General features: G+C 67.8%; 21 protein-coding genes, 2 tRNA genes and 2 pseudogenes. 8 read left to right on the forward strand and 17 right to left on the reverse strand.

The window, feature by feature from the left end; all coding sequences use genetic code 11:
- Positions 1 to 116: 116 nt before the first annotated feature.
- The 5 genes from IT540_RS07695 to IT540_RS07715 all read right to left on the reverse strand — a co-directional run bounded on the left by IT540_RS07695 (position 117) and on the right by IT540_RS07715 (position 5,172).
- Positions 117 to 575, reverse strand: coding sequence for an NfeD family protein (locus tag IT540_RS07695; RefSeq protein ID WP_291175363.1), 459 nt, complete (start codon positions 573 to 575; stop codon positions 117 to 119).
- A gap of 164 nt (positions 576 to 739) precedes the next feature.
- Entirely contained in the window at positions 740 to 1,717 is a 978-nt protein-coding gene (locus IT540_RS07700) for an SPFH domain-containing protein (protein WP_291175365.1), read from the reverse strand.
- A 238-nt stretch (positions 1,718 to 1,955) separates the two neighbouring features.
- Entirely contained in the window at positions 1,956 to 3,011 is a 1,056-nt protein-coding gene (hemH, locus tag IT540_RS07705; protein ID WP_291175366.1) for a ferrochelatase, read from the reverse strand.
- Positions 3,012 to 3,118: 107 nt separating this feature from the next.
- Entirely contained in the window at positions 3,119 to 4,177 is a 1,059-nt protein-coding gene (locus IT540_RS07710) for a CHAD domain-containing protein (protein WP_291175371.1), read from the reverse strand.
- A 110-nt stretch (positions 4,178 to 4,287) separates the two neighbouring features.
- On the reverse strand, positions 4,288 to 5,172 hold the full coding sequence (locus tag IT540_RS07715) for a hypothetical protein (RefSeq protein ID WP_291175373.1): 885 nt from the start codon (positions 5,170 to 5,172) through the stop codon (positions 4,288 to 4,290).
- A 151-nt stretch (positions 5,173 to 5,323) separates the two neighbouring features.
- Here IT540_RS07715 and IT540_RS07720 point away from each other — a divergent pair, with 151 nt between their 5' ends.
- A complete protein-coding gene (locus tag IT540_RS07720) occupies positions 5,324 to 6,199 on the forward strand; it encodes a DUF1499 domain-containing protein (protein WP_291175374.1) in 876 nt (291 codons plus the stop codon).
- Here the strand turns inward: IT540_RS07720 and IT540_RS07725 are convergent.
- The 3 genes from IT540_RS07725 to IT540_RS07735 form a co-directional block, all read right to left on the reverse strand.
- Entirely contained in the window at positions 6,132 to 7,040 is a 909-nt protein-coding gene (locus IT540_RS07725; protein WP_291175375.1) for an MBL fold metallo-hydrolase, read from the reverse strand. The genes IT540_RS07720 and IT540_RS07725 overlap by 68 nt on opposite strands.
- A gap of 85 nt (positions 7,041 to 7,125) precedes the next feature.
- Positions 7,126 to 7,908: a YhfC family glutamic-type intramembrane protease gene (locus IT540_RS07730; protein WP_291175377.1), complete on the reverse strand. Its 783-nt coding sequence runs from the start codon at positions 7,906 to 7,908 to the stop codon at positions 7,126 to 7,128.
- A gap of 67 nt (positions 7,909 to 7,975) precedes the next feature.
- Positions 7,976 to 8,926: an MBL fold metallo-hydrolase gene (locus IT540_RS07735; RefSeq protein WP_291175378.1), complete on the reverse strand. Its 951-nt coding sequence runs from the start codon at positions 8,924 to 8,926 to the stop codon at positions 7,976 to 7,978.
- Positions 8,927 to 9,034: 108 nt separating this feature from the next.
- On the opposite strand from IT540_RS07735, the gene IT540_RS07740 reads away from it, so the two are divergent.
- Positions 9,035 to 9,835 (forward strand): AraC family transcriptional regulator, encoded by an 801-nt coding sequence (locus IT540_RS07740; RefSeq protein ID WP_291175379.1) that lies wholly within the window; start codon positions 9,035 to 9,037, stop codon positions 9,833 to 9,835.
- 176 nt (positions 9,836 to 10,011) lie between these two features.
- Here IT540_RS07740 and IT540_RS07745 read toward each other — a convergent pair whose 3' ends face one another.
- Both IT540_RS07745 and IT540_RS07750 read right to left on the reverse strand, forming a co-directional pair.
- Positions 10,012 to 11,409 (reverse strand): AtzE family amidohydrolase, encoded by a 1,398-nt coding sequence (locus tag IT540_RS07745; protein ID WP_291175382.1) that lies wholly within the window; start codon positions 11,407 to 11,409, stop codon positions 10,012 to 10,014.
- Entirely contained in the window at positions 11,406 to 11,615 is a 210-nt protein-coding gene (locus IT540_RS07750) for a DUF4089 domain-containing protein (RefSeq protein ID WP_291175385.1), read from the reverse strand. The genes IT540_RS07745 and IT540_RS07750 overlap by 4 nt, the downstream gene beginning before the upstream one ends.
- A 140-nt stretch (positions 11,616 to 11,755) precedes the next feature.
- Here IT540_RS07750 and IT540_RS07755 point away from each other — a divergent pair, with 140 nt between their 5' ends.
- Both IT540_RS07755 and IT540_RS07760 read left to right on the forward strand, forming a co-directional pair.
- Positions 11,756 to 12,673 carry a pirin family protein gene (locus tag IT540_RS07755; protein WP_291175388.1) on the forward strand — a complete coding sequence of 306 codons (918 nt, stop codon included), beginning with the start codon at positions 11,756 to 11,758 and terminating at the stop codon, positions 12,671 to 12,673.
- Between the two features lie 107 nt (positions 12,674 to 12,780).
- Positions 12,781 to 13,158: a phasin family protein gene (locus IT540_RS07760; protein ID WP_291175389.1), complete on the forward strand. Its 378-nt coding sequence runs from the start codon at positions 12,781 to 12,783 to the stop codon at positions 13,156 to 13,158.
- An 80-nt stretch (positions 13,159 to 13,238) separates the two neighbouring features.
- Here the strand turns inward: IT540_RS07760 and IT540_RS07765 are convergent.
- Positions 13,239 to 13,315 (reverse strand) — tRNA-Pro (locus tag IT540_RS07765).
- Positions 13,316 to 13,525: 210 nt separating this feature from the next.
- On the opposite strand from IT540_RS07765, the gene IT540_RS07770 reads away from it, so the two are divergent.
- Positions 13,526 to 13,600 (forward strand) — tRNA-Gln (locus IT540_RS07770).
- Between the two features lie 131 nt (positions 13,601 to 13,731).
- Here the strand turns inward: IT540_RS07770 and IT540_RS07775 are convergent.
- Complete coding sequence (locus tag IT540_RS07775; RefSeq protein ID WP_291175390.1) at positions 13,732 to 14,505, reverse strand: methyltransferase domain-containing protein; 774 nt, start codon at positions 14,503 to 14,505, stop codon at positions 13,732 to 13,734.
- Positions 14,506 to 14,536: 31 nt separating this feature from the next.
- Complete coding sequence (locus tag IT540_RS07780; protein WP_291175391.1) at positions 14,537 to 15,193, reverse strand: hypothetical protein; 657 nt, start codon at positions 15,191 to 15,193, stop codon at positions 14,537 to 14,539.
- Positions 15,194 to 15,538: 345 nt separating this feature from the next.
- Between IT540_RS07780 and IT540_RS07785 the strand changes: the two are divergent.
- Positions 15,539 to 16,264, forward strand: a pseudogene (locus IT540_RS07785) (alpha/beta fold hydrolase).
- A gap of 77 nt (positions 16,265 to 16,341) precedes the next feature.
- Positions 16,342 to 16,608: a hypothetical protein gene (locus tag IT540_RS07795; protein ID WP_291175398.1), complete on the forward strand. Its 267-nt coding sequence runs from the start codon at positions 16,342 to 16,344 to the stop codon at positions 16,606 to 16,608.
- Between the two features lie 39 nt (positions 16,609 to 16,647).
- On the opposite strand, the gene IT540_RS07800 is transcribed toward IT540_RS07795, so the two are convergent.
- Entirely contained in the window at positions 16,648 to 16,896 is a 249-nt protein-coding gene (locus tag IT540_RS07800) for a hypothetical protein (protein ID WP_291175400.1), read from the reverse strand.
- 515 nt (positions 16,897 to 17,411) lie between these two features.
- Here IT540_RS07800 and IT540_RS07805 point away from each other — a divergent pair.
- Positions 17,412 to 18,545 (forward strand): ceramide glucosyltransferase, encoded by a 1,134-nt coding sequence (locus IT540_RS07805; RefSeq protein WP_291175408.1) that lies wholly within the window; start codon positions 17,412 to 17,414, stop codon positions 18,543 to 18,545.
- Positions 18,546 to 18,712: 167 nt separating this feature from the next.
- Here the strand turns inward: IT540_RS07805 and queF are convergent, their stop codons facing one another.
- The 3 genes and pseudogenes from queF to IT540_RS07820 form a co-directional block, all read right to left on the reverse strand.
- Entirely contained in the window at positions 18,713 to 19,174 is a 462-nt protein-coding gene (queF, locus tag IT540_RS07810) for a preQ(1) synthase (protein ID WP_291175402.1), read from the reverse strand.
- A gap of 20 nt (positions 19,175 to 19,194) precedes the next feature.
- Complete coding sequence (locus IT540_RS07815) at positions 19,195 to 19,683, reverse strand: 6-carboxytetrahydropterin synthase (protein ID WP_291175405.1); 489 nt, start codon at positions 19,681 to 19,683, stop codon at positions 19,195 to 19,197.
- Positions 19,684 to 19,696: 13 nt separating this feature from the next.
- Positions 19,697 to 19,902, reverse strand: a pseudogene (locus IT540_RS07820) (7-carboxy-7-deazaguanine synthase); the annotation flags it as partial.

Raw genomic sequence — 19,902 nt, forward strand, 5'->3', positions numbered from 1 at the left:
GCCAATGGCCCGGCGCGAACACGTTTCGACACTAGGGAGCGGCGGTTAACGGGCGCTTAAGCATTGCAGCGGGATCTCCCTCTCTCCCTGCTAGCGGGGGAGAGGGATGCAATCTATCACGCCGGCTCGACGGTGAAGACGATGCCGTTGGCGCCGGTGATGCGCACGCGTGAGCCCTTGGGGGCATCGGCGCCCGCGGCGAGCCACAGCGTGTCGTCCACGCGCACCCGCCCGCGGCCGCCCGAGATGGCATCCTCCACCACGACTACGCGCCCGAAATACTGCGCGCCTCTCTGGTTGAGGTCCTTCTCGGCGCTTTCCACGCTCTGCAGGTTGGCGAAACGGCGCACGGCGAACACCGTTGCGACCGAGATGAGCGCGAACAGCACGAGCTGCCAGGGCTGGCTGATGGCGTCACCGGTACCGAACAGCAGCACGCCGACGACGACGGCCGAGATGCCGAACCAGAGGAAGTAGACGCCGGGGATCAGCGTCTCCAGCGCCATGAGCAGCACGCCCGCAATGACCCAGCTCCAAGGGCCGAGGCTGGCGAAGAAATCGATCAGGGCGGACATGGGCGATCCCCGTGGTTGATGAAGCATTCAAATGCCGAGCCGATTATATCGGCTCGGTCGAAACCAAGACAATCAGGCTCTACGGTCGCCTTGGCGACATCCTTCCCCGCAACCTTGACCCTCCCCGCGAAGGGGGAGGGGAAAAGTGGACGGGCTTGCGCCGGTTAGCCTCGGGAGGACGGAACGCTGGTGGAGCGGCCCGGCGGTGTCGTGGGGGCTTGCGGGCCTTTCGGTCCGAACGCCTCGCCGGTGATCTGCGCCAGACCGGCCAGCGAGCCGATCACCGACGAGGCCTCGAGCGGCATCAAGATGACCTTCTGGTTTGGCGCTTTTGCCAGCTCCTCCAGCGCCTTCACGTAGTTGTTGGCGACGAAGTAATTGATGGCCTGCACGTTGCCCTTGGCGATGGCATCGGAGACGAGGGACGTGGCCTTGGCCTCGGCCTCGGCTGCGCGCTCGCGTGCTTCGGCGTCCTTGAAGGCCGCCTCGCGCCGACCCTCGGCCTCGAGCACCACGGCCTGCTTCTCGCCCTCGGCCTTGAGGATGGCGGCGGCGCGCAAGCCTTCGCTTTCGAGGATTTGGGCGCGCTTCTCGCGCTCGGCCTTCATCTGCCGCGCCATGGCGTCGATAAGGTCGCGCGGCGGCGCGATGTCCTTGATCTCGATGCGCGTCACTTTCACGCCCCAGGCTTCCGTCGCATGATCGACGACATCGAGGAGCTGCGCGTTGATCTTGTCGCGGTTGGAGAGCAGGTCGTCGAGGTCCATGGAGCCCATGACGGTTCGGATGTTGGTCATGGTCAGGTTGACGGTGGCGTTCTCCAGGTCGTCGACCTCGTAGGCGGACTTGGCGGCGTTCAGCACTTGGAAGAAGGCGACGCCGTCGACGCGCACCATGGCGTTGTCGCGCGTGATGACATCCTGGCTCGGGATCTCGATCACCTGCTCCTTGACGTTGACGTGATGGCCGACGCGCTCGACGACGGGCACGAGGAAATGCAGCCCCGGGGTCAGCGTGCGTGTGAAGCGGCCGAAGCTCTCGACCGTGTAGTTGTAGCCCTGCGGCACCACCTTGACCGTCGACCACAGCACGGCCGCAGCCAGTACGATCAAAAGCAGGCCGAAGACCTCGAAGCCCAACATGGATGCGTTTCCTTTCGCGACCGGTACGTCTCTGAGCACAGACTATTCTGCCCTCAAACTAGGCGCGTTTGTGGGCAGAGGTCAGCGACGATGTAAATTGATCCTTACTCCCCGCAGCTCCGCAGGGAACTGACGGCTCTCCGGCTCGCCCCATGCGACATACAACAGATGCAGGCTGTCGATTGAGGAAGCAGCAAGTTCTTGAGCGATGCGGCGACATCGCCTAGGCGGCGCCGTCCTAGATCCAGCCCGAGAGCTCGCGGCGCACAATGGCCTCGATGACGTCGACGCCCGCCTCGCTCTCGTTGAGTGCCGGCAGGTAGGCGAACTTCTCCCCGCCACCGGCCTCGAAGATGTGGCGGTTCTCCCCATCGAGCTCCTCGAGCGTTTCCAGGCAGTCAGCCGAGAAGCCCGGCGCGACGAGCGCAAGGCGCTTGATGCCCTCGGCGGCCAGCCGCTCGACGGTCTTGTCCGTGTAGGGCTGCAGCCACGGATCGTTGCCGAAGCGCGACTGGAACGTCGTCAGCCAGCGGTCGGCAGGCCAGGAGAGCGCCGCGCGAACCAGCTCCGATGTCTTGAGGCACTGCGGATAGTAGGGATCGCCCTTCTCGTAGTACTTCTCCGGCATGCCGTGGAACGTGGCGATGATGCGCTCGGGCTCGAAGTCGAGCTTGGCGAGGCTCGCCTCCATCGAGCGGGCGATGCGGTCGATGTAGACCGGGTCGTCGAAGTAGGCCGGCGCCACGCGCACGGCCGGCTGGCGGCGCATCTTCATTAGCGCGCGGAATGCCTGATCGGCGGCCGTGGCGGTCGTCGCGGCGGCGTACTGCGGATAGAGCGGCACCAGCAGAATGCGGTCACAGCCCGCGGCGACCAGCGCCTCGATGCGGCTTGCCGTCGTCGGGTTGGCATACCGCATGGCCCAATCCACGACCACGTTCGGATGCTGGGCGAGACGCTGCGCCAGCGTTTCGGCCTGCGCGCGCGAGATGGTCTTGAGCGGGCCCTCGTCGCGGTCGTTGTTCCAGATGGTCGCGTAGTCGCGACCCTTGCGGCCGGGGCGGACCGTCAGGATGATCAGATTCAGGATCGGCCACCACTTCCACTTCGGCTCCTCGATGACGCGCTCGTCCGAAAGGAACTCCTTGAGGTAGCGGCGCATGGACCAGTAGTCGGTGCCGTCCGGCGTGCCGAGGTTGAGCAGCAGCACGCCGACGCGGTCGTTGCTGGCGGCAACAGGCCCCTCCGGCGTGCGGTAGGTCTCCTGGCCGGTTTCCTCGACTTTCGTCAGCATGGTGTGCTCTCTTGTGGTCTCTGCCGAGCCTTGTAACGCATATCAGGCCGGGACCGGTCCGCTTTTTGTTACGGGCTTGGCGAAGAGCCGCATGGCGGAAAACCCCGTCAGCGTATGCCATGCCGGCGACGCTCGGCCTCCTGAGGGTCGCCAAGATACGTATCGCGGCCCTTTTCGGATCGCGCTTCGCTCGGCTCCGCCTCGACAGGGCCCGGCGCCTTCGCGCGCGCGCCCTTTGCAGGCGCCGCGTCCTTGCCGCTGCGGGCCGCCGAACGGCTCCGCGCCACGGCGGCCGCCCATACGGCAGCGATCCTGCGGCCGTGCGCCTTCGGCCGCTCGGCAAAGATCATGTCCCCCTGCGAGCGCGCCGCGAGCCGCAGCGCCGCCTGGCGAGCGCGGATCAGATCCTCGATCGCCTGCACGTCCTCGATCGAGAGCGAGCCGGGCTGAAGCGCTGCGAGCTTTTCCCGCAAGAGGGCCAGATCGTGGTCGTCGCCAAGCGTTTGCGAGAGGGCGCGGGCGGCCTCGATATGCGCCTCGAACAGCGCCGGCCAGGCCCGCGATAGAAGCGCCATATGCCTCCAGTGCGTTTGCACGCACTTGCGCCAATCGTGATACGCCTCGTCGGTGTTCGACGCGAATGCGGCGTCGCGCGCGGCGAGGCCCTTGCGGTAGTTGCGGACCAGCCCTCGCTCCAGCGTGTCGAAGCTGTCAGGCGCGAGCGACAGGCGGCGGAAACGGCGCAGCGCGCGCTCGAGCGCCGCCACCGCATCGGCGCGTCCGTCCGCCGCGCCGTCGGCAACCGGTGCGCGCTGTGCCAGCACGGCCTCCTTGAGGCGCAGGAGCGCGGGCCCCACGCGGCCGCCGCCCTCGGCCGTGAGCTTCGTGATCGTCTCCAGGAGCACGTGATCGTCGCGCGCGGATGCCAGCGAGGAGGCGATGGATCGGAACTGGGCGTTCTCAGCCCGGAACGCCGCCTCGCCGAGTCCCGCGCGGCCGAGCCGCAACAGGGCCCGAATGCGCTTCAGGCATTTGCGCGCCTCGTGCACCTCGACCGACGGATCGGCGTTGGCCGCGAGCTGGCGGCGCGCGCGCTCGATCTGCTCGGTGCCGACGCGACGAAAACCTTTCGTGATCGGTTCGTCGATCCGGAATCGGAATGCCATGAGGAAGATCCGCTCGCTGCCGGCAAGTCTCGTTGTGCCGGAGTATAGCGGGTCCGGGAGATCGTGCGCCATGGGACGCAGAGGTCCGCCGGCGCCGCGCCGTGCAGCTCTCAGTCCGCGAGGCGCACGATTGAGATGCAACCCTTTCCGATTTCAGCGGAATTTTCATCCGCCGACGGCGCAAGTCGCTGCCACGCGAGATCGGAATCTATAGTATGCGAGCCGCAGGCCCGCCCGGCGTCGCTTCCTTCATCCGTTTCCGCCGGCGCCCCGCCGCCCATGCGGCCTCCGATGACGGTCGGCTCTCCGCTCGCGAGTTTCTCCTGCCGCCAGGCATCGAGCGTCTCGAGCGCCGTGCAGGGCGGATCCTCGGCGCTGCACGCGGGAGGCAGTGCCACCGACGCGAGCCAAAGCGTGCGCCCGCCGCGACCGCGGTCGACGAGGCGGACGGCGGTCGCGGCAGCCTCCGGCCGCTCGGGCGCCGGGCCTGATACGGATACCTCGAGGCGCAGCGCGTAGGTCCGCGCCGTGAGATGCAGGTCCTGACGCGCCTTGATCGCGATGGCCGTCGTCGGCGGAAGATCCGAGCGCACGCTGCGGAACCCGACGGGATCCGTCGCCGAGAGAACCCTGCGCGACACGATGAGGCGCCAGGCGCTGGGCGGAAAGAGGCGGCGCAGCGGGGCCGCCGCGCGCACGCCCTGGATCAGCACGACGTCGCAGCCTGCGAGCGCCTCGAGCGGCCCCTGCACGCCGCCGGCCTTGATCTCCGGCTCGGTCTGCCTCTCGGAGCCGAACGAGGTGCGCCACGCCGGGCGGCGCACCTCGGCCGGCGGCCGCGGCGCAAGCTCTGGAATCTCCGCCAGATCGACGATGCCGATGGTGAGACCGGGCCGGCCGGCCTCCCCGCCGGACGCGGGCGGGACAAAATCCTCAGACGCGAGGACGAGGGCGCCGCAGCCAAAAAGCCCCAATGCCGCGCGCCGGGCGCGCAAGCACGGTTCCGTCAAGCCACGCCGTGTGCGCATCGCGAGCACGCGGGCCTCCCTGTGCCAGCCGCAAGCAACCGGAACGCTACATTTCGTCCGATTCAAAGGCTATCCTTGGACGAGTCCCCGCGACAGGCAAGCCTTTGAGGTCCGGTCCATGCTCGCCATCCCCGAGAGAGAGCCGTCGGCAAGCCGCTGGGCAACCCGCGCCGCGCTGTTTGCATTCGGCCTCATCGCCGCGGCGGCGTTCCTGCATCGTCTGTTCGGCCTGCCGACGCCGGTGGCCTTCAACCTGTTCGCGCTCGCGCTCGCCGTCGCCGCGCTCTCGATCCTGTTCGCGCTCTTCGCCGCCCTCGTCATCTGGCAGACGGGCCGGCCCGGCACCGCACGCGTGCTGGTCGCCATCTGCGTCAGCCTCGCGCTGCTCGCGGCGCCGCTCTTGTATCTCATGTGGGTTCGCGACCACCCGCTGCTCAGCGACATCACGACCGACTTCGAGAACCCGCCGGCCTTTGCCGCCGTCGCGCGCCTGCGCGGGCCGGGCGACAACAGCATCGCGTACAACCGGCGCCGCTCGGCTGACGAGCAGGCGAGCGCCTATCCCGACATCAAGCCGGTGCGCATCGCGCGCTCGAGCGAGGAAGCCTACGCGCTGGTGGTCGACGCGGTGAAGCGGCTCAAGCTCGAGATCGCGCGCGAGGAGCCACCGGATCCCGGAGCAGGCACGCCCGGCGAGATCGAGGCCGTGGACCGCACACTGATCATGGGCTTCTACGAGGACGTTGCCATCCGCGTCTCGGGCGACGGGGAGACCGCCCGCGTGGACATCCGCTCGGCCTCCCGCTTCGGTCGCGCCGACATGGGGCGCAATGCCGAGCGCATCCGCGCGCTTGTGAAGGAGATCCAGGGGCGCGTCGATGCGACCATGCCAACCGCGCAGGATGCGCGCGAGCAGGCCAAGCGCGCTAAGCCGGAGAAAGGGGCTGATCCCAGGTCGGATCGCCGTCGCAGGTCACGAGACCGCGGGCAATGAGATGCTCGACGTGCGCCTGCACCGAGAGCGCGGCCGCGCTCGAGAGCTTGTGGTCGATGGTGGGGTAGATGACCGGCACGATGGACTGGATGGTGCCGACGCCGTCGCGGATCGCCGCCAGCACCTGCTCCTCGCGCCAGCGCCGGTGCAGCAGATAGGCCCGGACCGTGCGTTGCGCGTCGTCGAGGCGATCTCCGTGACCCGGGAGGTAGACGCTCTCCGCGCGCGGCAGCAGCAACTCGAGCGAGTCGACGTAGTCGGCCATGGAGCCTTCCGGCGGCGCGACCAGCGTCGTGTTCCAGGCCATCACGTGATCTCCGGAGAACAGGATGCCGCGGTCGGCGAGCGCGAAGCAGAGATGATCCGGCGCGTGCCCGGGCGTGTGGATCGCCTGCAGCCGCCACTCCTTTTGCTCGATGACGTCGCCGTGGACGACCTTCGTGTCCGGCGTGAACACGTAGTCGATGAACTCCGCGCCCTGCGGGTTGGTGACCGGGCCGACGGCCGCGAACGTCTCGCGCCCGTAGCCGAAGATCGGCGCGCCGGTCGCGGCCTTGAGCCCTTCGGCACCGTCCGCGTGGTCGCGATGCGCATGCGTGACGATGATCTGGCGGATGGGCCGGCCGGCCGCCGCCTTCAGGATCGCCGCGAGATGGCCGTCGTCGCGCGGACCAGGATCGATGACGGCAAGCTCCGTCATGCCCAGGAGATAGGTGTTGGTGCCCTTGAAGGTTAACGGGCTCGGGTTGTTGGCGACGATGCGCACGATGCCGGGGCTGACCGGGGCGGGCTCGCCGTAGGCGAACTGCATCGTGGTCTTGAACTTGAGCTCGTGGGTCATCGGGGCCTTGGGTTGCCGCATTCAGCCGCGCAACTTAGTCGATCACACACGCCCCGCCTAGGCGGCGGCGCGTCGCCCGCGACGCTTAAACGGACGTCCCGCTGCTCGCGCTCCCGCGAAGCTGAAAGAGGACGCAGAGCGCCAGGGCCGCGATGACGCCGACGACGATCTCCGCTGCGACAGGTCCGTAGGCGGCGAGCGCCGCGACCCCGGCGGCATTGGCCGCCGCGTGCGCCGCGATTGCGCCCGCGAGCCACGCCAGGCGGCGGCGAACGACCGCCAAGAGCACCACCACGGCCATCGCCATGTGGAAGCAGAGCGCGAACACCCGCTCGAGCGCGCCGAGGAGGGGCACATACCACGGCGTGGACCAATAGCGCGTGGCCTGATCCGCGAGGCGGGCATGCTCCTCCGCGCTGTGGCCGGGCAAGGGCGCGGTGCCCGGCGAGCCAACCGCCAGCATCCCGGCGAGCTCGACGCCCATGAGCACGCCGAGCACGATGGACTCCATGCCGCCGTGGCCGGCACCGAAGGTCACCGCGGCGTTCCAGCTCCGCGCCTGCGGGATGACGTGGCGATAGGCGAGATAGCGCGCGCTTTCCTCGAACAGGCCTGCCGTGAGCGCCAGCACCGCGATGTTGAAGGCCGCCTGATAGGCAGGATCCGGCGCCGGAAGGCCGCCGGACGCGAACCCCGAGGTGAGGGCTTGCAGCACAGGAATGCGTATCGCCTGCGCAGCGAAGAACGTGGTCGCGCCGAGCAGGAGAAGGCTCACCGGAGTGCCGAGCCGCCGCACGAGGAGCCACGCGAACGTCACCGGCAGCACGATCATCAGCGCCACGGTGATGGGAATGGTCGCTGCAAGCATGTGGCCGTGCCCTCCCGTCAGCACCATAGCGCGACGAGGGTGCGGTGCAACCTGCGTGGTCGTCGCGTCAGAGATTGAGCTGATAGCTGTGCGGGAGCCATCGGTAGGCGGAGCCCTGCCGCTCGACGTAGCCCACGGACGGGAACGGCATGTGATAGCCGATGACGGCCAGACGGTCCGTGGCCAGCCGGTCGTAAACGCGCTTGCGCGTGACCGCGCCCAGCTCCTTGTCGATGTCGAACACGCAATGCCAGTCGGGGCGCGCGAGAGACGCCACCTGATGGTGCGCGCAATCGCCCCAGAAATAGATCGCTTGGCCCTCGCTCTCGATGAGGAAGTTCAGGTGGCCGGGCGTGTGGCCGTAGGCTTCCACGGCGCGGATGCCGGCCACCACGTCGTCGCCGGGCTTGACGAACGTGAACCGGTCTGCGATCGCGCGCGTGTTGGCGCGGAAGATCGCGGCCATGTTCTCGATCTCGCCCGTGTGCTTTCCCTCGGGCGCCCAGAAGTCGTACTCGATCTGCCCGATGGCGTAGCGCGCGTTGGGGAAGAGCGGCTTTCCGCCTTCCATGAGGCCGCCGATGTGGTCCGGATGGCCATGGCTCAGCACCACCACGTCCACGTCCTCGGCCTTGAAGCCTGCAGGCCCGAGCCCGGCCGCCAGCCACCCGCCTTGGGGCCGCGCCACGAAGCCGTTCTCGCCGTTGCCGGTATCGAACAGCACGAGCTCGCGCCCCGTATTGACGAGTGTGGGCGAGAAGCCCGGCTGATAGCGCGCTTCCGGCAGCAGGTTGTCGCGCATCAGACGGCGGACGTCCTCCTCGGGTGCGTTGCCGCCGATGAGCGGGAAGGGGCCGTCGAGGAACACCTCGGAATCCGTGATCGTCGTCATTTCGAAGGCACCGATCTTGTAGCGCCAGTGGCGGGGCTGCCACGCGCCGAGCAGCGGCGCCGCGGCCTGTACCGGTGCGCCAACACCGAAGGCCAGCGGACCGGCGGCGAGGGCGGTGGCGGACATGAGCACATGCCGACGGCTTGGCCTGAAATCTGTCGTGGACATTGAGGTCGGGGCTCCGAGTTGCTATGCGCGATGCGACGGATGTTAGCCAACGGAGGCGAGGCGCGCTTGTACGAACCTGCTGCCAGGAACACGGGGACCCATTCCGGCCATGCGGGCGAGCTGTTGCCGATCTGGCATCTCGACCCCGGCCGGGCCCTGTTCGTCGGTCCGCTCGGCCACAACGCGCCGCACGCCCACAGCATACCCGTGTATCTTGCCGGCTTGTACGCGCCGTTCCGCCTGCGGATCACCAACGGGACATGGCAGTCCTGCCGCACGGCCGTCATCCCCGCCGGCCTCCCCTACGAGTTCGACGTGGAAGGCCAGCCGCTCGCCGTGCTCTACCTCGAGCCGCGCGAGGCAGGCGCAGGAGCGCTGATCCCTCTCGTCCGCGCGGCGCGCGAGGAGGCCGGGGCCCTGGTCGGCGCCGATGGCGAGCTGACGCTGATCCGCGACCTCTACGAGGCGCGCGACGGCGCACTCTGGGTGGACGCGGCGCTCGACAGCCTTCTGGCATACGCGAAACCCCGCGCGCGCCGACCGCTCGATCCCCGCGTCGCGCGGGCCGTCGCGTCGCTCGCATCCGGCCTTGAGGATCAGGTGCGCGTTGCAGACGCTGCGCGCGCGGTCGGGCTCTCGCCGTCGCGCTTCCAGCATCTCTTTGCGCGCGAGGTCGGCGTACCCTACCGCCGCTTCCGTGTCTGGCAGCGCCTGCGCTGCGCCATCGGCTCCATCGCGGCGGGCGACAGCTTCACGGACGCCGCGCACCGGGCCGGCTTCTTCGACCAGGCGCATTTCGCGCGCGCCTTCCGCCACACATTCGGCGCCCCGGCCTCGCCCTCATTGCGCAAGGTGCGGCGCGCCTAGCGTCCCCTCTGTCATCCCGGCCAAGCGACGGCGTAAGCCGGAGCGCCGAGCCGGGACCCAGCGCAAAACTCCTATCGCCTTAAATATTCGTGTCTCCGACGACTCTTTTGCTGGGTCCCTGTTCAGCGCATCGCTACGCTCGCTTGGCCGGGATGACAGCGCAAGACGCGGCGCGATCAAGCGCCCGTGGCGGGATCGATCGCATTAAGGCCAGCGGCCTCGAGCGCTGCGGCGACGCGCAGGCAAACGTCCTCGCGCCACGGCGCGGCGATGACCTGGATGCCGTGGGGCAGCGCGCCCGCCTCGCGCACCGGAACCGCCGCGACAGGCAATCCGACGAAGGAGATCGGCTGCGTGTAGATACCCATGTGCGCGCGCAGCGGCACGTCCTTGCCGTCGATCGAAAGCGTCTTCTGGCCGAGCAGCGGCGCGCTCGTCGGCGTCGCCGGCGCAAGGATCACGTCGAAGCGCTGGAACAGCTCCGCCATGACGCCCTCGAACACGCGGCGGAAGCGTTGCGCGGCGACATACCACGAGGCTGGCAGCAGCGCGCCCGCTATGAAGCGGTCGCGCGTGTCCGGATCGAAATCGGCCGGGCGGCGGCGGAGGCGCTCGAGATGCAGCGCGCTACCCTCGGCGTTGGTGATGAGGAACGCCGCCGCACGCGCTTCTGCAGCACGCGGAATATCGACCTCGTCGCTCACGCCCAGCACCGCCGCGGCACGGTCGAGTGCTGCCAGCGCTCCGGGCTCTGCATCGGCGCGGAAGTAGCCGGTGGCAACCGCGATCCTGAGCCCATCGGACCCTTTGCTGATTTCGGCCGCAATGGGCTCGGCCGCCCGCCGCGCACAGACAGGATCGGACGCGTCATGCCCCTGCAGCACGTCGTAGACGAGCGCGAGATCCGCGACCGAGCGCGCGAACGGCCCCAAGTGATCGAGGCTGTCACAGAAGGGGAAGGTCCCGGTGCGCGGCAGGCGGCCGTACGTCGGCTTCAGGCCGTAGAGCCCGCAGAACGCGGCCGGCACACGGATCGAGCCGTTGGTATCCGAGCCGAGCGCTACGGGGACGAACCCGGCCGCCACCGCCGCCGCCGATCCGCCCGACGAGCCACCCGTCATGCGCGCCGTGTCGAGCGGGTTGCGCGAGGGGCCGTAGTGCGCGTTCTCGCCTGTAAAATCGTAGGCGTATTCGCCCATATTGAGGGCGCCGAGCAGCACCGCGCCGGCTGCCCGCAGGCGCGCGATGAGAAGCGCATCGTGCTCGGCGGGCGGGTCCGCGGCGCTGATCTTGGACCCCGCGCGGGTCGAGAGGCCGGCAATCGCATAGAGGTTCTTGACCGCATAGGGCACGCCCGCGAGCGGCCCCAAAGGCCGGCCGGCGGTACGGGCGCCGTCCACGGCCTTGGCCTCGCTGAGCGCGCGCTCGCGCGTGATGTCGGTGAAGGCGCCGATCTCGCCGTCGCGCGCGTCGATCCGCGCCAACGCCGCACGCAAGATCTCTTCGGCCGAGGCGTCCCCTCGGCTCACCGTGCGGGCGATGTTGCGCGCTGTGGCCGGCGGAGGTGCGGTCATTCGGCGGAGCACGCCGAGGTGGCGCCGGGCGTTAACACCGGCTCGGCCTCGGCCGAAGCCGCCGCGCCGGTGCCCTCGACGAGTCGCGCCATGCCGCGTGCAACCTCGATGAACATGGCGACGTTTGGCTTCCACTCGGGCGCGATCGTGAGCCCGAGGTTGGCGGCAGATGCCTCGATCAACGCCGTGGTGTCGTCTGCGGACATGTCTGTATTGCCGTCCTCCCGGTGCCGTCCCTATCTGTCGTCTTACGGTATCTGCGAACGGAGGTCTGGCAAGAGGAAGTTTTTGGCAGCGCGCGCAGCGACTCGCTATTCTGTTGTCGCACACGATGAGGAGGACACTGATGAGTTGGCAGCCTTGCGATGATCCCAAGCCAGGCGATGCTGCTACGTGTGATGCGATCGAGCATATCATCGTGCCACGGGCGCGCGATCTCGGCGGCTTCGAGGTGCGTCGCGCGCTTCCCTCCGAGGCCAGACAGATGGTCGGCCCCTTCATCTTCTTCGACCAGATGGGACCGGCCGAGTTCCTCGTCGGCAACGGCATCGATGTGCGCCCGCATCCGCACATCGGCCTCGCCACCGTCACCTATCTCTTTGCCGGCGAGCTGATGCATCGCGACAGCCTTGGCACTGAGTTGGCCGTCAAGCCCGGCGAGCTGAACCTCATGTCTGCCGGGCGCGGCATCGTGCACTCCGAGCGCTCGAGCGCGGAGGCTCGCGCCGCCGGATCGAAGCTGTACGGCATTCAGGCGTGGGCCGCCTTGCCGAAGGCGCACGAGGAGGACGCGCCGAACTTCGCCCACTACGACACCCTGGCGCTGCCGCGCATCACGGGCGAAGGCAAGACGGTCCGCCTGATCATGGGCTCGCTCTACGGCGCGCGGTCGCCGGCGGCCTTCCCGCACGACTGCTTCTATGCCGAGGCCGTGCTGGCACCGGGCGCGGTGCTGCCGCTCGACCCGGACTACGACGAGCGGGCGGTCTACGTGGTCTCGGGCCAGGTCGACATCGCCGGGCAGTCATTCGGAGAGGGCCGGCTGCTCGTTTTCCGGCCGGGCGACCGGATCTCGATCCTCGCCACGTCCATGGCGCGCATCATGCTGGTCGGCGGCGAGCCGATGGACGGGCCGCGCCACATCTGGTGGAACTTCGTGTCCTCCTCGAAGGACCGCATCGCCGCCGCCAAGGCGGATTGGAAGGCACGGCGGTTCACGCCGGTTCCGAGCGACTCCGAGGAGTTCATCGCGCTGCCGGAATGACTTGGAGCAGGCCCGCCGGGCGGGACGAAGAAGCCGGTATGCGCAGCGCGCAATAGGCGCTACCAATAGGCCTCCCCCGACGTGGAGCACAATAGCCGGAGAAGCTTATGTCCCAGAACCCGTTCGAAATCCCCCAGCAGATGCGCGATCTCGCCGAGAAGAACGTCGATCAGGCCCGAGCGGCCTATGGACAGTTCATGGACGCGATGACGCAGGCCATGAGCTTCTGGACCAAGTCGCTGCCAGCCAACGACATGTCGTCGGGGTTCAGGGCCGTGCAGGACCGCGCGACCAAGTTCGCCAAGCAGAACGCGGAAGCGGCGTTCGCGCTGGCAAGCGACCTCGCGAGTGCCAAGGACATCCAGGAGATCCTGGCGCATCAGAGCCGTTTTGCGCAGTCGCAGATGCAAGCCTATGCGCTGCAGGCCCAGGAGCTCGGCCGTCTGGTGGCCGAGGCCATGCAAAACCTGCAGACGAAAAAGTAGGAATGCGGATGAGCGCCGTTGCCGTGGGCCATCTCGCGGGCTCATGGGAGCGGCGCGAGTCGCGAGGTGTCTGAGGACATTGGTCGGAGCGGGGAGATTCGAACTCCCGACCCCTTGCTCCCGAAGCAAGTGCGCTACCAGGCTGCGCTACGCTCCGCCCGACCGCAATGTCCCTCGACGTCTCATGAAAGGCCCTCCGGCTGCCGAGTGGGGCCGAAGCGCGAGGCGGCTTTATAGCGACAGGTCCGGGGCAGGGCAAGCGATCGCAGCCTGAATTTCGTCGCGGACGAGGATTGCCGTCCGGGAACGCTCTCACTATGGTGCGGCCCCCGGCGCCCCCGCCTTGCGGCGCTGCGGGGCCGGTCATTGGGGCGTAGCCAAGTGGTAAGGCAGCGGATTTTGATTCCGCCATGCGGAGGTTCGAACCCTCCCGCCCCAGCCAGTTTTTTCAAGAGCTTAGACCGACTTCCCGTCCTTTGCCCCGCGCTCGGGCGTAAAACGGAGCGGCACGGGCTCTTGGCAACACGTGGCGGTCAGAAGGGCTCCCCGGGCTTCGTTACCTTTCATCGGGCGTCATACGCCGAGAAGCGTGAAATGATCGCTATCGGTGTGGATCTCGATCCTGCCGCCGCGGCGATACCGATCGAACATTTCCATGAGCGGTGGGAGCGGCATTTCAGCGAGATGATCCGCCAGGAGAAAGCGAATGATGCGCATGCGGTTCTCTTCTGTATCCGGGAACGTCAGCGTGTAGGACACCGGGTGCTTCCGGTAAGCGGCCCCCATGGCCTGAAGCGCACGTTCGACGTCCTCGGATGTATTGTAGGGAACGTCGCGTCCCAGCAGATTGAACCCGGCGATCCAGAATTCGATCAGCGCGTTGGTTCGCGCCGCAATCGCGGCCAGGAGAATGCCCGTCGGCGCCAAGGCCTGGATCAGCCGCGCCAAGGTCGTTTGGAGATCTGAAACGTAGTAGAGGGCGTGGTTCGAAAGCACGACCTCGAAGCATCCGTCGAGCCCTGGAGGCAGCCCGCTCGTTTCTGTGATGGGTGCGGACGTAAACGAAGCCAGGCGCTTTACAGCCAGGTGGCGCGCTGACACCGCAGGGTCCACGAGCGTCAAGTGCAATCGTTCGCGCGGCCAGCCTGCGAGCTCGAGAAATCGCATTGTAAACGCACCGGCGCCGCAACCGAAATCGAGCATCCTCATCGGACCGCGCGCCGGCGCGATCTCCGCGACCTGCAGCGCGTAGACGCGGGCGTCTTCCCGCGCTTCGGTCGCATGCCGCTCGAAGAACATGTAGTCATCGGCGATGCTGTCGAAGTCCTTCGCCGCGGTCTTGCTCACGGTGCCCTCGCTGCTGTGATGAGTGCCAGCCTCACCCCGCACTCCCGCTGAAATGGACGATGGCGAGGTTCGCCGCGGCGAGCAGCGCGACGATCACGGCCAGGCGGTAAAGGCGCAGGTGGAACTCCCTGTGGCCGATGAAGTCGCCGGCGAAGTAGCCGACCGTGACCAGAACCGCGAAGGCATACTTTCCAATCTCCTTGCTGCCCATGACGATCAGAGCGCTCGCCTCGTCCAAGCCGCCGCTGTCGAGCAGGAAGATGATGCAAAGGGCCGCGAAGACCAGCATGCTCGGCCACGTCTGGTCGTCGAAGAAGCGACCGGCGCGGATGGGCTCCAGCGGCTTGCCGGCGAGACGGGCCGAGATGCGCGCGCCCACGCCGAGCAGCGCCATGAAGGCCGAGACGTTGAGCGCCGCGATGATGTGCGGGTGGACGCCGATGCCGACGAGGTCGAGCGGCGGCCGCCAGAGCGTGTAGATCAGCTCCTGCCATCGCGCGAGCACGAGCGAGAGCTGCGGCGCGACCGGCATGACGTTGGCAAGCTGGGCAAGCACGGTCAGCGCAGCGCCGCTCAAGGCAAAGAGGGCGATGCATTCGCGCTTGAGCCACGCGAGGAGGGGGCTGCGCGGTGCGGCGCCCGGCGCGGTAACGGTCGGTCGGCGCTGAATGCGGTGTCGCTCGCTCACGGATGTCCCCGTACGGCATCTTCGGCGATCATAGCCAGCGCACGTGTTCTTGTCTCTTTCGGCGCCGCGACATCGATCGTGCGTCGTGCTGGAAGGCACCGGAGCCTGCAGCTAGTATCCTCGCCGTCGGATGCAAATAGAAAGTCCCGAAGCGCAGGGCTTCGGGACTGATACCGGACCACAGGGGAGACGTCCGGCGGAACGACTCTGAGGAATGGGGAGGAACGATGGAGTCGTCGCATGCATGAAAGCCCGGAACGGTGTGGTGAAGCTTGATCTCAATCAATAGTCTCGGATCTTGTGCGTCCGGTCCGGTGCCGCAGCGCCCGGAAGGGCCGTGAACGCATGACCGTTGTGCTCGTTCACGGCGTCCCGGACACGGCTGAGGTGTGGTCACGGCTCGCGCCCCTGCTCGCCGCCGATGAGATTGCCGTGCTGTCTCTGCCGGGCTTCGGCCGCGAATGCCCTCCGGAGTTCCAAGCCACCAAGGAGGACTATCTCGCCTGGCTGGTGGCGGCGCTTGAGGCCGTGCCCACCCCGCGCGATGTCGTCGCCCACGACTGGGGCTCGACCCTCACGATGCGCGTCCTTTGTGTGCGCCCGGACCTGATCCGGAGCTGGGTCGGCGGCGGCGCACCCTTCACGGCGGATTACACGTGGCATCCGACGGCCCGCCTCTGGCAGACTCCGGGCGCGGGCGAGAAGGCCATGCAGCGCCTCTCGCCGGAGCTTGCTGCCGACATGCTGGCGCGCGCCGGGCTCTCCGCGGTCGACGCACGCGAGACGGCCGGCCGCATCGACGCGCGCATGAAGGACTGCATCCTCCGCCTCTACCGTTCCGGCCGGGACGTGTTCCGCTAATGGGGAGCGGATCTGCCGCGCATTACGGCGCCCGGTCTCGTGCTGTGGGGCGAGCGCGACGCCTACGCGGCACCCGAATACGCGGACCGCATCGGCGCCGTCACCGGGGCCCGTGTGGTGCGGCTCGATTGCGGACACTGGTGGCAGCGCGAGCGACCGGAGGCGTCGGCGGAAGCCTTTGCCGCGTTCTGGGGCGGCATCGAGCACTGATCGCCGCCCGTCATTTGTCTTGGCGCCGGCGAGGGAGTATCGTCCCCCGACGTCTCAGCGTCACGAGGATGTGTGCCATGGGTAAGAAGAAGGCAGGAAAGGGCGAGCGGCTCGATCGCATTCTGTCCGAGCTCAAGAAGCTCAAGGGCGAGCTCAAATCGCTTAGCGAGCAGCAGGCGGAGCTGGCGCAAAAGCTCGACAAGCTGACCGCGCCCAAAGGCACGCGTCGTCCTGCACGCAAGCCCGCGCGGAAGAGTGCGAAGCCGGCCCCCGCGGCGCGCAAAGGGGCTGCCGCACCGAAGCGTCCGGTGCTCGTTCCGTCGCCGAGCAGCGCGGCCGGCTAGGCTACTTCCGAAGTATTGAGCACGAAGGCGTCGACGAAGCTACGCCGCGATCGGAGCGGGCGCGCGTCGGCTGCGTCCAATGCGGCGCCACGTCATGAATGGGCGGATCTCGGTCACCTGTCCATCCGAGAGCCGGGCAAGCGGCCACGTGCCGTGCTCGCAGGCGACAACGCACGCTTGAATCCATTTCTCCACGACGTCCTCGCCGCGGCCGTCCGCTGGACGCCACAGGCGATATTTGATCTCGACGATGTCACCCGGCTCGAGGGCGTCGAGGGTCAAGGACATTGCGCCGCTCCTGAACTGTTGCTCCGCATTTTGAGTCGCACGATAGCCGTGGAGCATCTCAGTTCTTTGGCATCTTCGGGGCGAGAATGAGCACGGCGGCGCGTCCCGCGCTCCTGAAATTTTCCGCAAAGCTTTTCGGGCCACGCATGCGTTCCCTGCGCAAAGCTCCGTCATACGGACCTCTGCGTCCAACATTATAGTTTCATGACACAGATGCGCGGCGAAATGGCGCCGCGCACGCTCGGGATCCGGCGTTGACGCAGGTCAGCCGGCGCCTGCTAGAGTGATCGCGTCCCTGCTCGTCGATCGACGCACTCGGGCAAACACTTCTCCCGCAGACTTGGAAGGGGGCGCTTCGTGCGTCCCCTTTTCTTTTTCCCGCCGCGGGTTTGGCCGCATTGCTCCGTGCCTGCATCGTCCGTTATCGAACCGTCACGCGAGTGTCATCCGCCTGTTACGTGAATCCTCGAAGGACTCCCCCTTACGGCGCTTGGCGAGGAGATCGCGAACCAGTGATGGAATGGGCAGCCCTTGTATTCCTCGTGCTCGCGACGCTGGTCCATGTGGCGTCGGCGGCGATCTCGATCTGGCGCATTCGCGGACACCGCGCGTCACCTCCGGATCCTGAGCAAACGCTTCCCCCAGTCTCGATCATCCGACCCGTCTGCGGCCTCGACCCGTTCGACGAGCTGACGCTCCGCTCCACGTTCACGCTCGACCATCCCGGTCTCGAGCTGCTCTTCTGCTCCGCGCGCGACCGCGACGCTGCTGTACCTCTGGTACGCCGCCTGATCGCGGAGCACCCGCATGTGGATGCACGCCTCTTGATCGGCGACGACAAGAGCACGCCGAACCCAAAGCTCAACAACGTCATCAAGGGCTGGGCCGCCGCGCGCCACTCCTGGATCGTCATCGCGGACAGCAACGTCCTGATGCCGCCGAACTACGTGGCGCAGCTCATGGCGGAGATGCAGGGTGACACTGCGCTCGTGTGCTCGCCGCCCGTCGGCAGCCGCCCGCTCGGCTTCTGGGCCGAGGTCGAGTGCGCGTTCCTCAACACCTATCAGGCGCGCTGGCAGCTCGCGGCCGACACGGTCGGCTTCGGCTTTGCACAAGGCAAGTCCATGCTGTGGCGGCGCGAGGTGCTCGACGCCGCCGGCGGCATTCGTGCGCTGGGCATCGAGGTGGCGGAGGATGCCGCCGCGACCAAGATCGTGAGAGGCGAGGGATACCGCGTGCGCCTCGTGGGTGCGCCGTTCGAGCAGCCGCTCGGCACGCGCAGCCGCCGCCAGGTCCTCGACCGCCAGATCCGCTGGGCCAGGCTGCGGCGCGCGACGTTCCCGCTCTGCTATGCGCCCGAGGTGCTGACCGCCAGCGTGGCGCCGATGTGCGCCGCCGTACTTGCGGCCCCGCTGCTCGATCTCGACGCCGCCGTTGCCGCGGGCCTCGTCGCGACCCTCTGGTTCGGCACCGAAGCCGTGCTCGCGAAGGCTGCGGGCTGGCACCTGAGCCTCGTCTCTCCTGTGGCTTGGCTGGTGCGCGACCTTTCGCTGCCGGTGGTATGGCTCGAAGGCTGGATCGGCGACGGCTTCACCTGGCGCGGCAACGACATGACCGTCGCAGAGCCCGCCGAGCAGGGGCAGGCATAGCCCGCCTCGTGTCATCCCGGAAACGCGAAGGCGAGAGCCGGAGCGTTATCCGGGAGCCAGCGCAAAGATTGCGCCGAAGGCGCACCGAAAATATAGCGATAGAATCTTCTGCTGGGTCCCGGCTCTGCGCTCCGCTGCGCGTCGCTTGGCCGGGATGACAGGTAGAGCTAGCCACGCCCCCGATACGGCGCCACGCCCTGGTCAGGGAGCCAGACGCCGGCAGGCAGCTTGCCCGTCTGCCAGAACACGTCGATAGGGATGCCGCCGCGCGGATACCAATAGCCGCCGATGCGTAAGAAGGTCGGCTCGAGCAGCGCCGCAACACGCTTGCCGATGGCGACCGTGCAGTCCTCGTGGAACGCGCCGTGGTTGCGGAACGAGGCGAGGTAGAGCTTGAGCGACTTGCTCTCGACCAGCCAGTCGGCCGGCACGTAGTCGATGACGAGGTGCGCGAAGTCCGGCTGCCCCGTGACCGGGCACAGCGACGTGAACTCCGGCGCCGTGAAGCGCGCGACGTAGGTCGTGTCGGAATGCGGGTTGGCGACACGTTCGAGAATGGCCTTGTCGGGGCTCTCGGGGATCGGCGCCGCGCCGCCCAGAAGCGTGATGCCCGTCGTCTCGCGACCCATGATGCTCTCCCGCTAACCCGCTACTCGGCGGCCAGCCGCTTCGGCTCGACGCTGCCGGTATAGATGCAGCCCTCGTGGCAGCTGTCGCGCGCGACGTGGATCTCGGCGAGCCCCGGCACGCGGTTCTGCAGGCGGTTCCAGAGCCACATGGAGATACGCTCAAGCGTCGGCATCTCGAGCCCCTCGACCTCGTTCAGGAGGCGGTGGTCGAGCGCGTCGTGGGCTTCCGCGATGGCGGCCGCGAGGTCGTCGAAATGGAACACGAGGCCGGTATCCGGCTTCGGCTCGCCGTCGATGACGACGCGCACGCGGAACGAGTGGCCGTGGATCCGCGAATTCGGGTGACCCGGCGGAGCGGACGGCAGGAAGTGCGCCGCCTCGAACAGGAATTCTTTGTAGATGCGCATGGCGGTGACATAGGGGATTTCGGCCTTGAGCGCCATCCCCAGGGGTGAGACAGCGGGCAGCAGGCGACGGTTAAGGAGCGCCCACCGCTGCTGGCCGCCCACTACCCGTTGCCTTCTACGGGATCCCGATCCGCTTGTGCGTCTGCACTGACAGCCGCCACATGGGGTTCGCCTTGACGTAGGCAACCGCCGCTGCCGTGTTCCGGGCTAGGTCGGGACCATCCATGGGGCTCAGGAACCGGCGCGGGAAGTCGAGCCCGAGCAGGCTTTCCGGCGCCAGCCCTTCCTGCGGGAACACCAGCTTCAATTCGTCGCCCCGCC

This window comes from Hyphomicrobium sp. (assembly GCF_020852195.1).
Taxonomy (GTDB): Bacteria; Pseudomonadota; Alphaproteobacteria; order Rhizobiales; family Hyphomicrobiaceae; genus Hyphomicrobium_C.

What these genes read in the sequence shown, in the direction of transcription:
- IT540_RS07730 (WP_291175377.1), bottom strand. Translation starts at nt 7,908, where the DNA reads ATGCTTGCAGCGACCATTCCCATCACCGTGGCGCTGATGATCGTGCTG.
- IT540_RS07695 (WP_291175363.1), bottom strand. Translation starts at nt 575, where the DNA reads ATGTCCGCCCTGATCGATTTCTTCGCCAGCCTCGGCCCTTGGAGCTGG.
- IT540_RS07795 (WP_291175398.1), top strand. Translation starts at nt 16,342, where the DNA reads ATGGGTAAGAAGAAGGCAGGAAAGGGCGAGCGGCTCGATCGCATTCTG.
- IT540_RS07800 (WP_291175400.1), bottom strand. Translation starts at nt 16,896, where the DNA reads ATGTCCTTGACCCTCGACGCCCTCGAGCCGGGTGACATCGTCGAGATC.
- IT540_RS07760 (WP_291175389.1), top strand. Translation starts at nt 12,781, where the DNA reads ATGTCCCAGAACCCGTTCGAAATCCCCCAGCAGATGCGCGATCTCGCC.
- IT540_RS07700 (WP_291175365.1), bottom strand. Translation starts at nt 1,717, where the DNA reads ATGTTGGGCTTCGAGGTCTTCGGCCTGCTTTTGATCGTACTGGCTGCG.
- IT540_RS07720 (WP_291175374.1), top strand. Translation starts at nt 5,324, where the DNA reads ATGCTCGCCATCCCCGAGAGAGAGCCGTCGGCAAGCCGCTGGGCAACC.
- IT540_RS07725 (WP_291175375.1), bottom strand. Translation starts at nt 7,040, where the DNA reads ATGACCCACGAGCTCAAGTTCAAGACCACGATGCAGTTCGCCTACGGC.
- IT540_RS07750 (WP_291175385.1), bottom strand. Translation starts at nt 11,615, where the DNA reads ATGTCCGCAGACGACACCACGGCGTTGATCGAGGCATCTGCCGCCAAC.
- hemH (WP_291175366.1), bottom strand. Translation starts at nt 3,011, where the DNA reads ATGCTGACGAAAGTCGAGGAAACCGGCCAGGAGACCTACCGCACGCCG.
- IT540_RS07755 (WP_291175388.1), top strand. Translation starts at nt 11,756, where the DNA reads ATGAGTTGGCAGCCTTGCGATGATCCCAAGCCAGGCGATGCTGCTACG.
- IT540_RS07745 (WP_291175382.1), bottom strand. Translation starts at nt 11,409, where the DNA reads ATGACCGCACCTCCGCCGGCCACAGCGCGCAACATCGCCCGCACGGTG.
- IT540_RS07735 (WP_291175378.1), bottom strand. Translation starts at nt 8,926, where the DNA reads ATGTCCGCCACCGCCCTCGCCGCCGGTCCGCTGGCCTTCGGTGTTGGC.
- IT540_RS07805 (WP_291175408.1), top strand. Translation starts at nt 17,412, where the DNA reads ATGGAATGGGCAGCCCTTGTATTCCTCGTGCTCGCGACGCTGGTCCAT.
- IT540_RS07710 (WP_291175371.1), bottom strand. Translation starts at nt 4,177, where the DNA reads ATGGCATTCCGATTCCGGATCGACGAACCGATCACGAAAGGTTTTCGT.
- queF (WP_291175402.1), bottom strand. Translation starts at nt 19,174, where the DNA reads ATGGGTCGCGAGACGACGGGCATCACGCTTCTGGGCGGCGCGGCGCCG.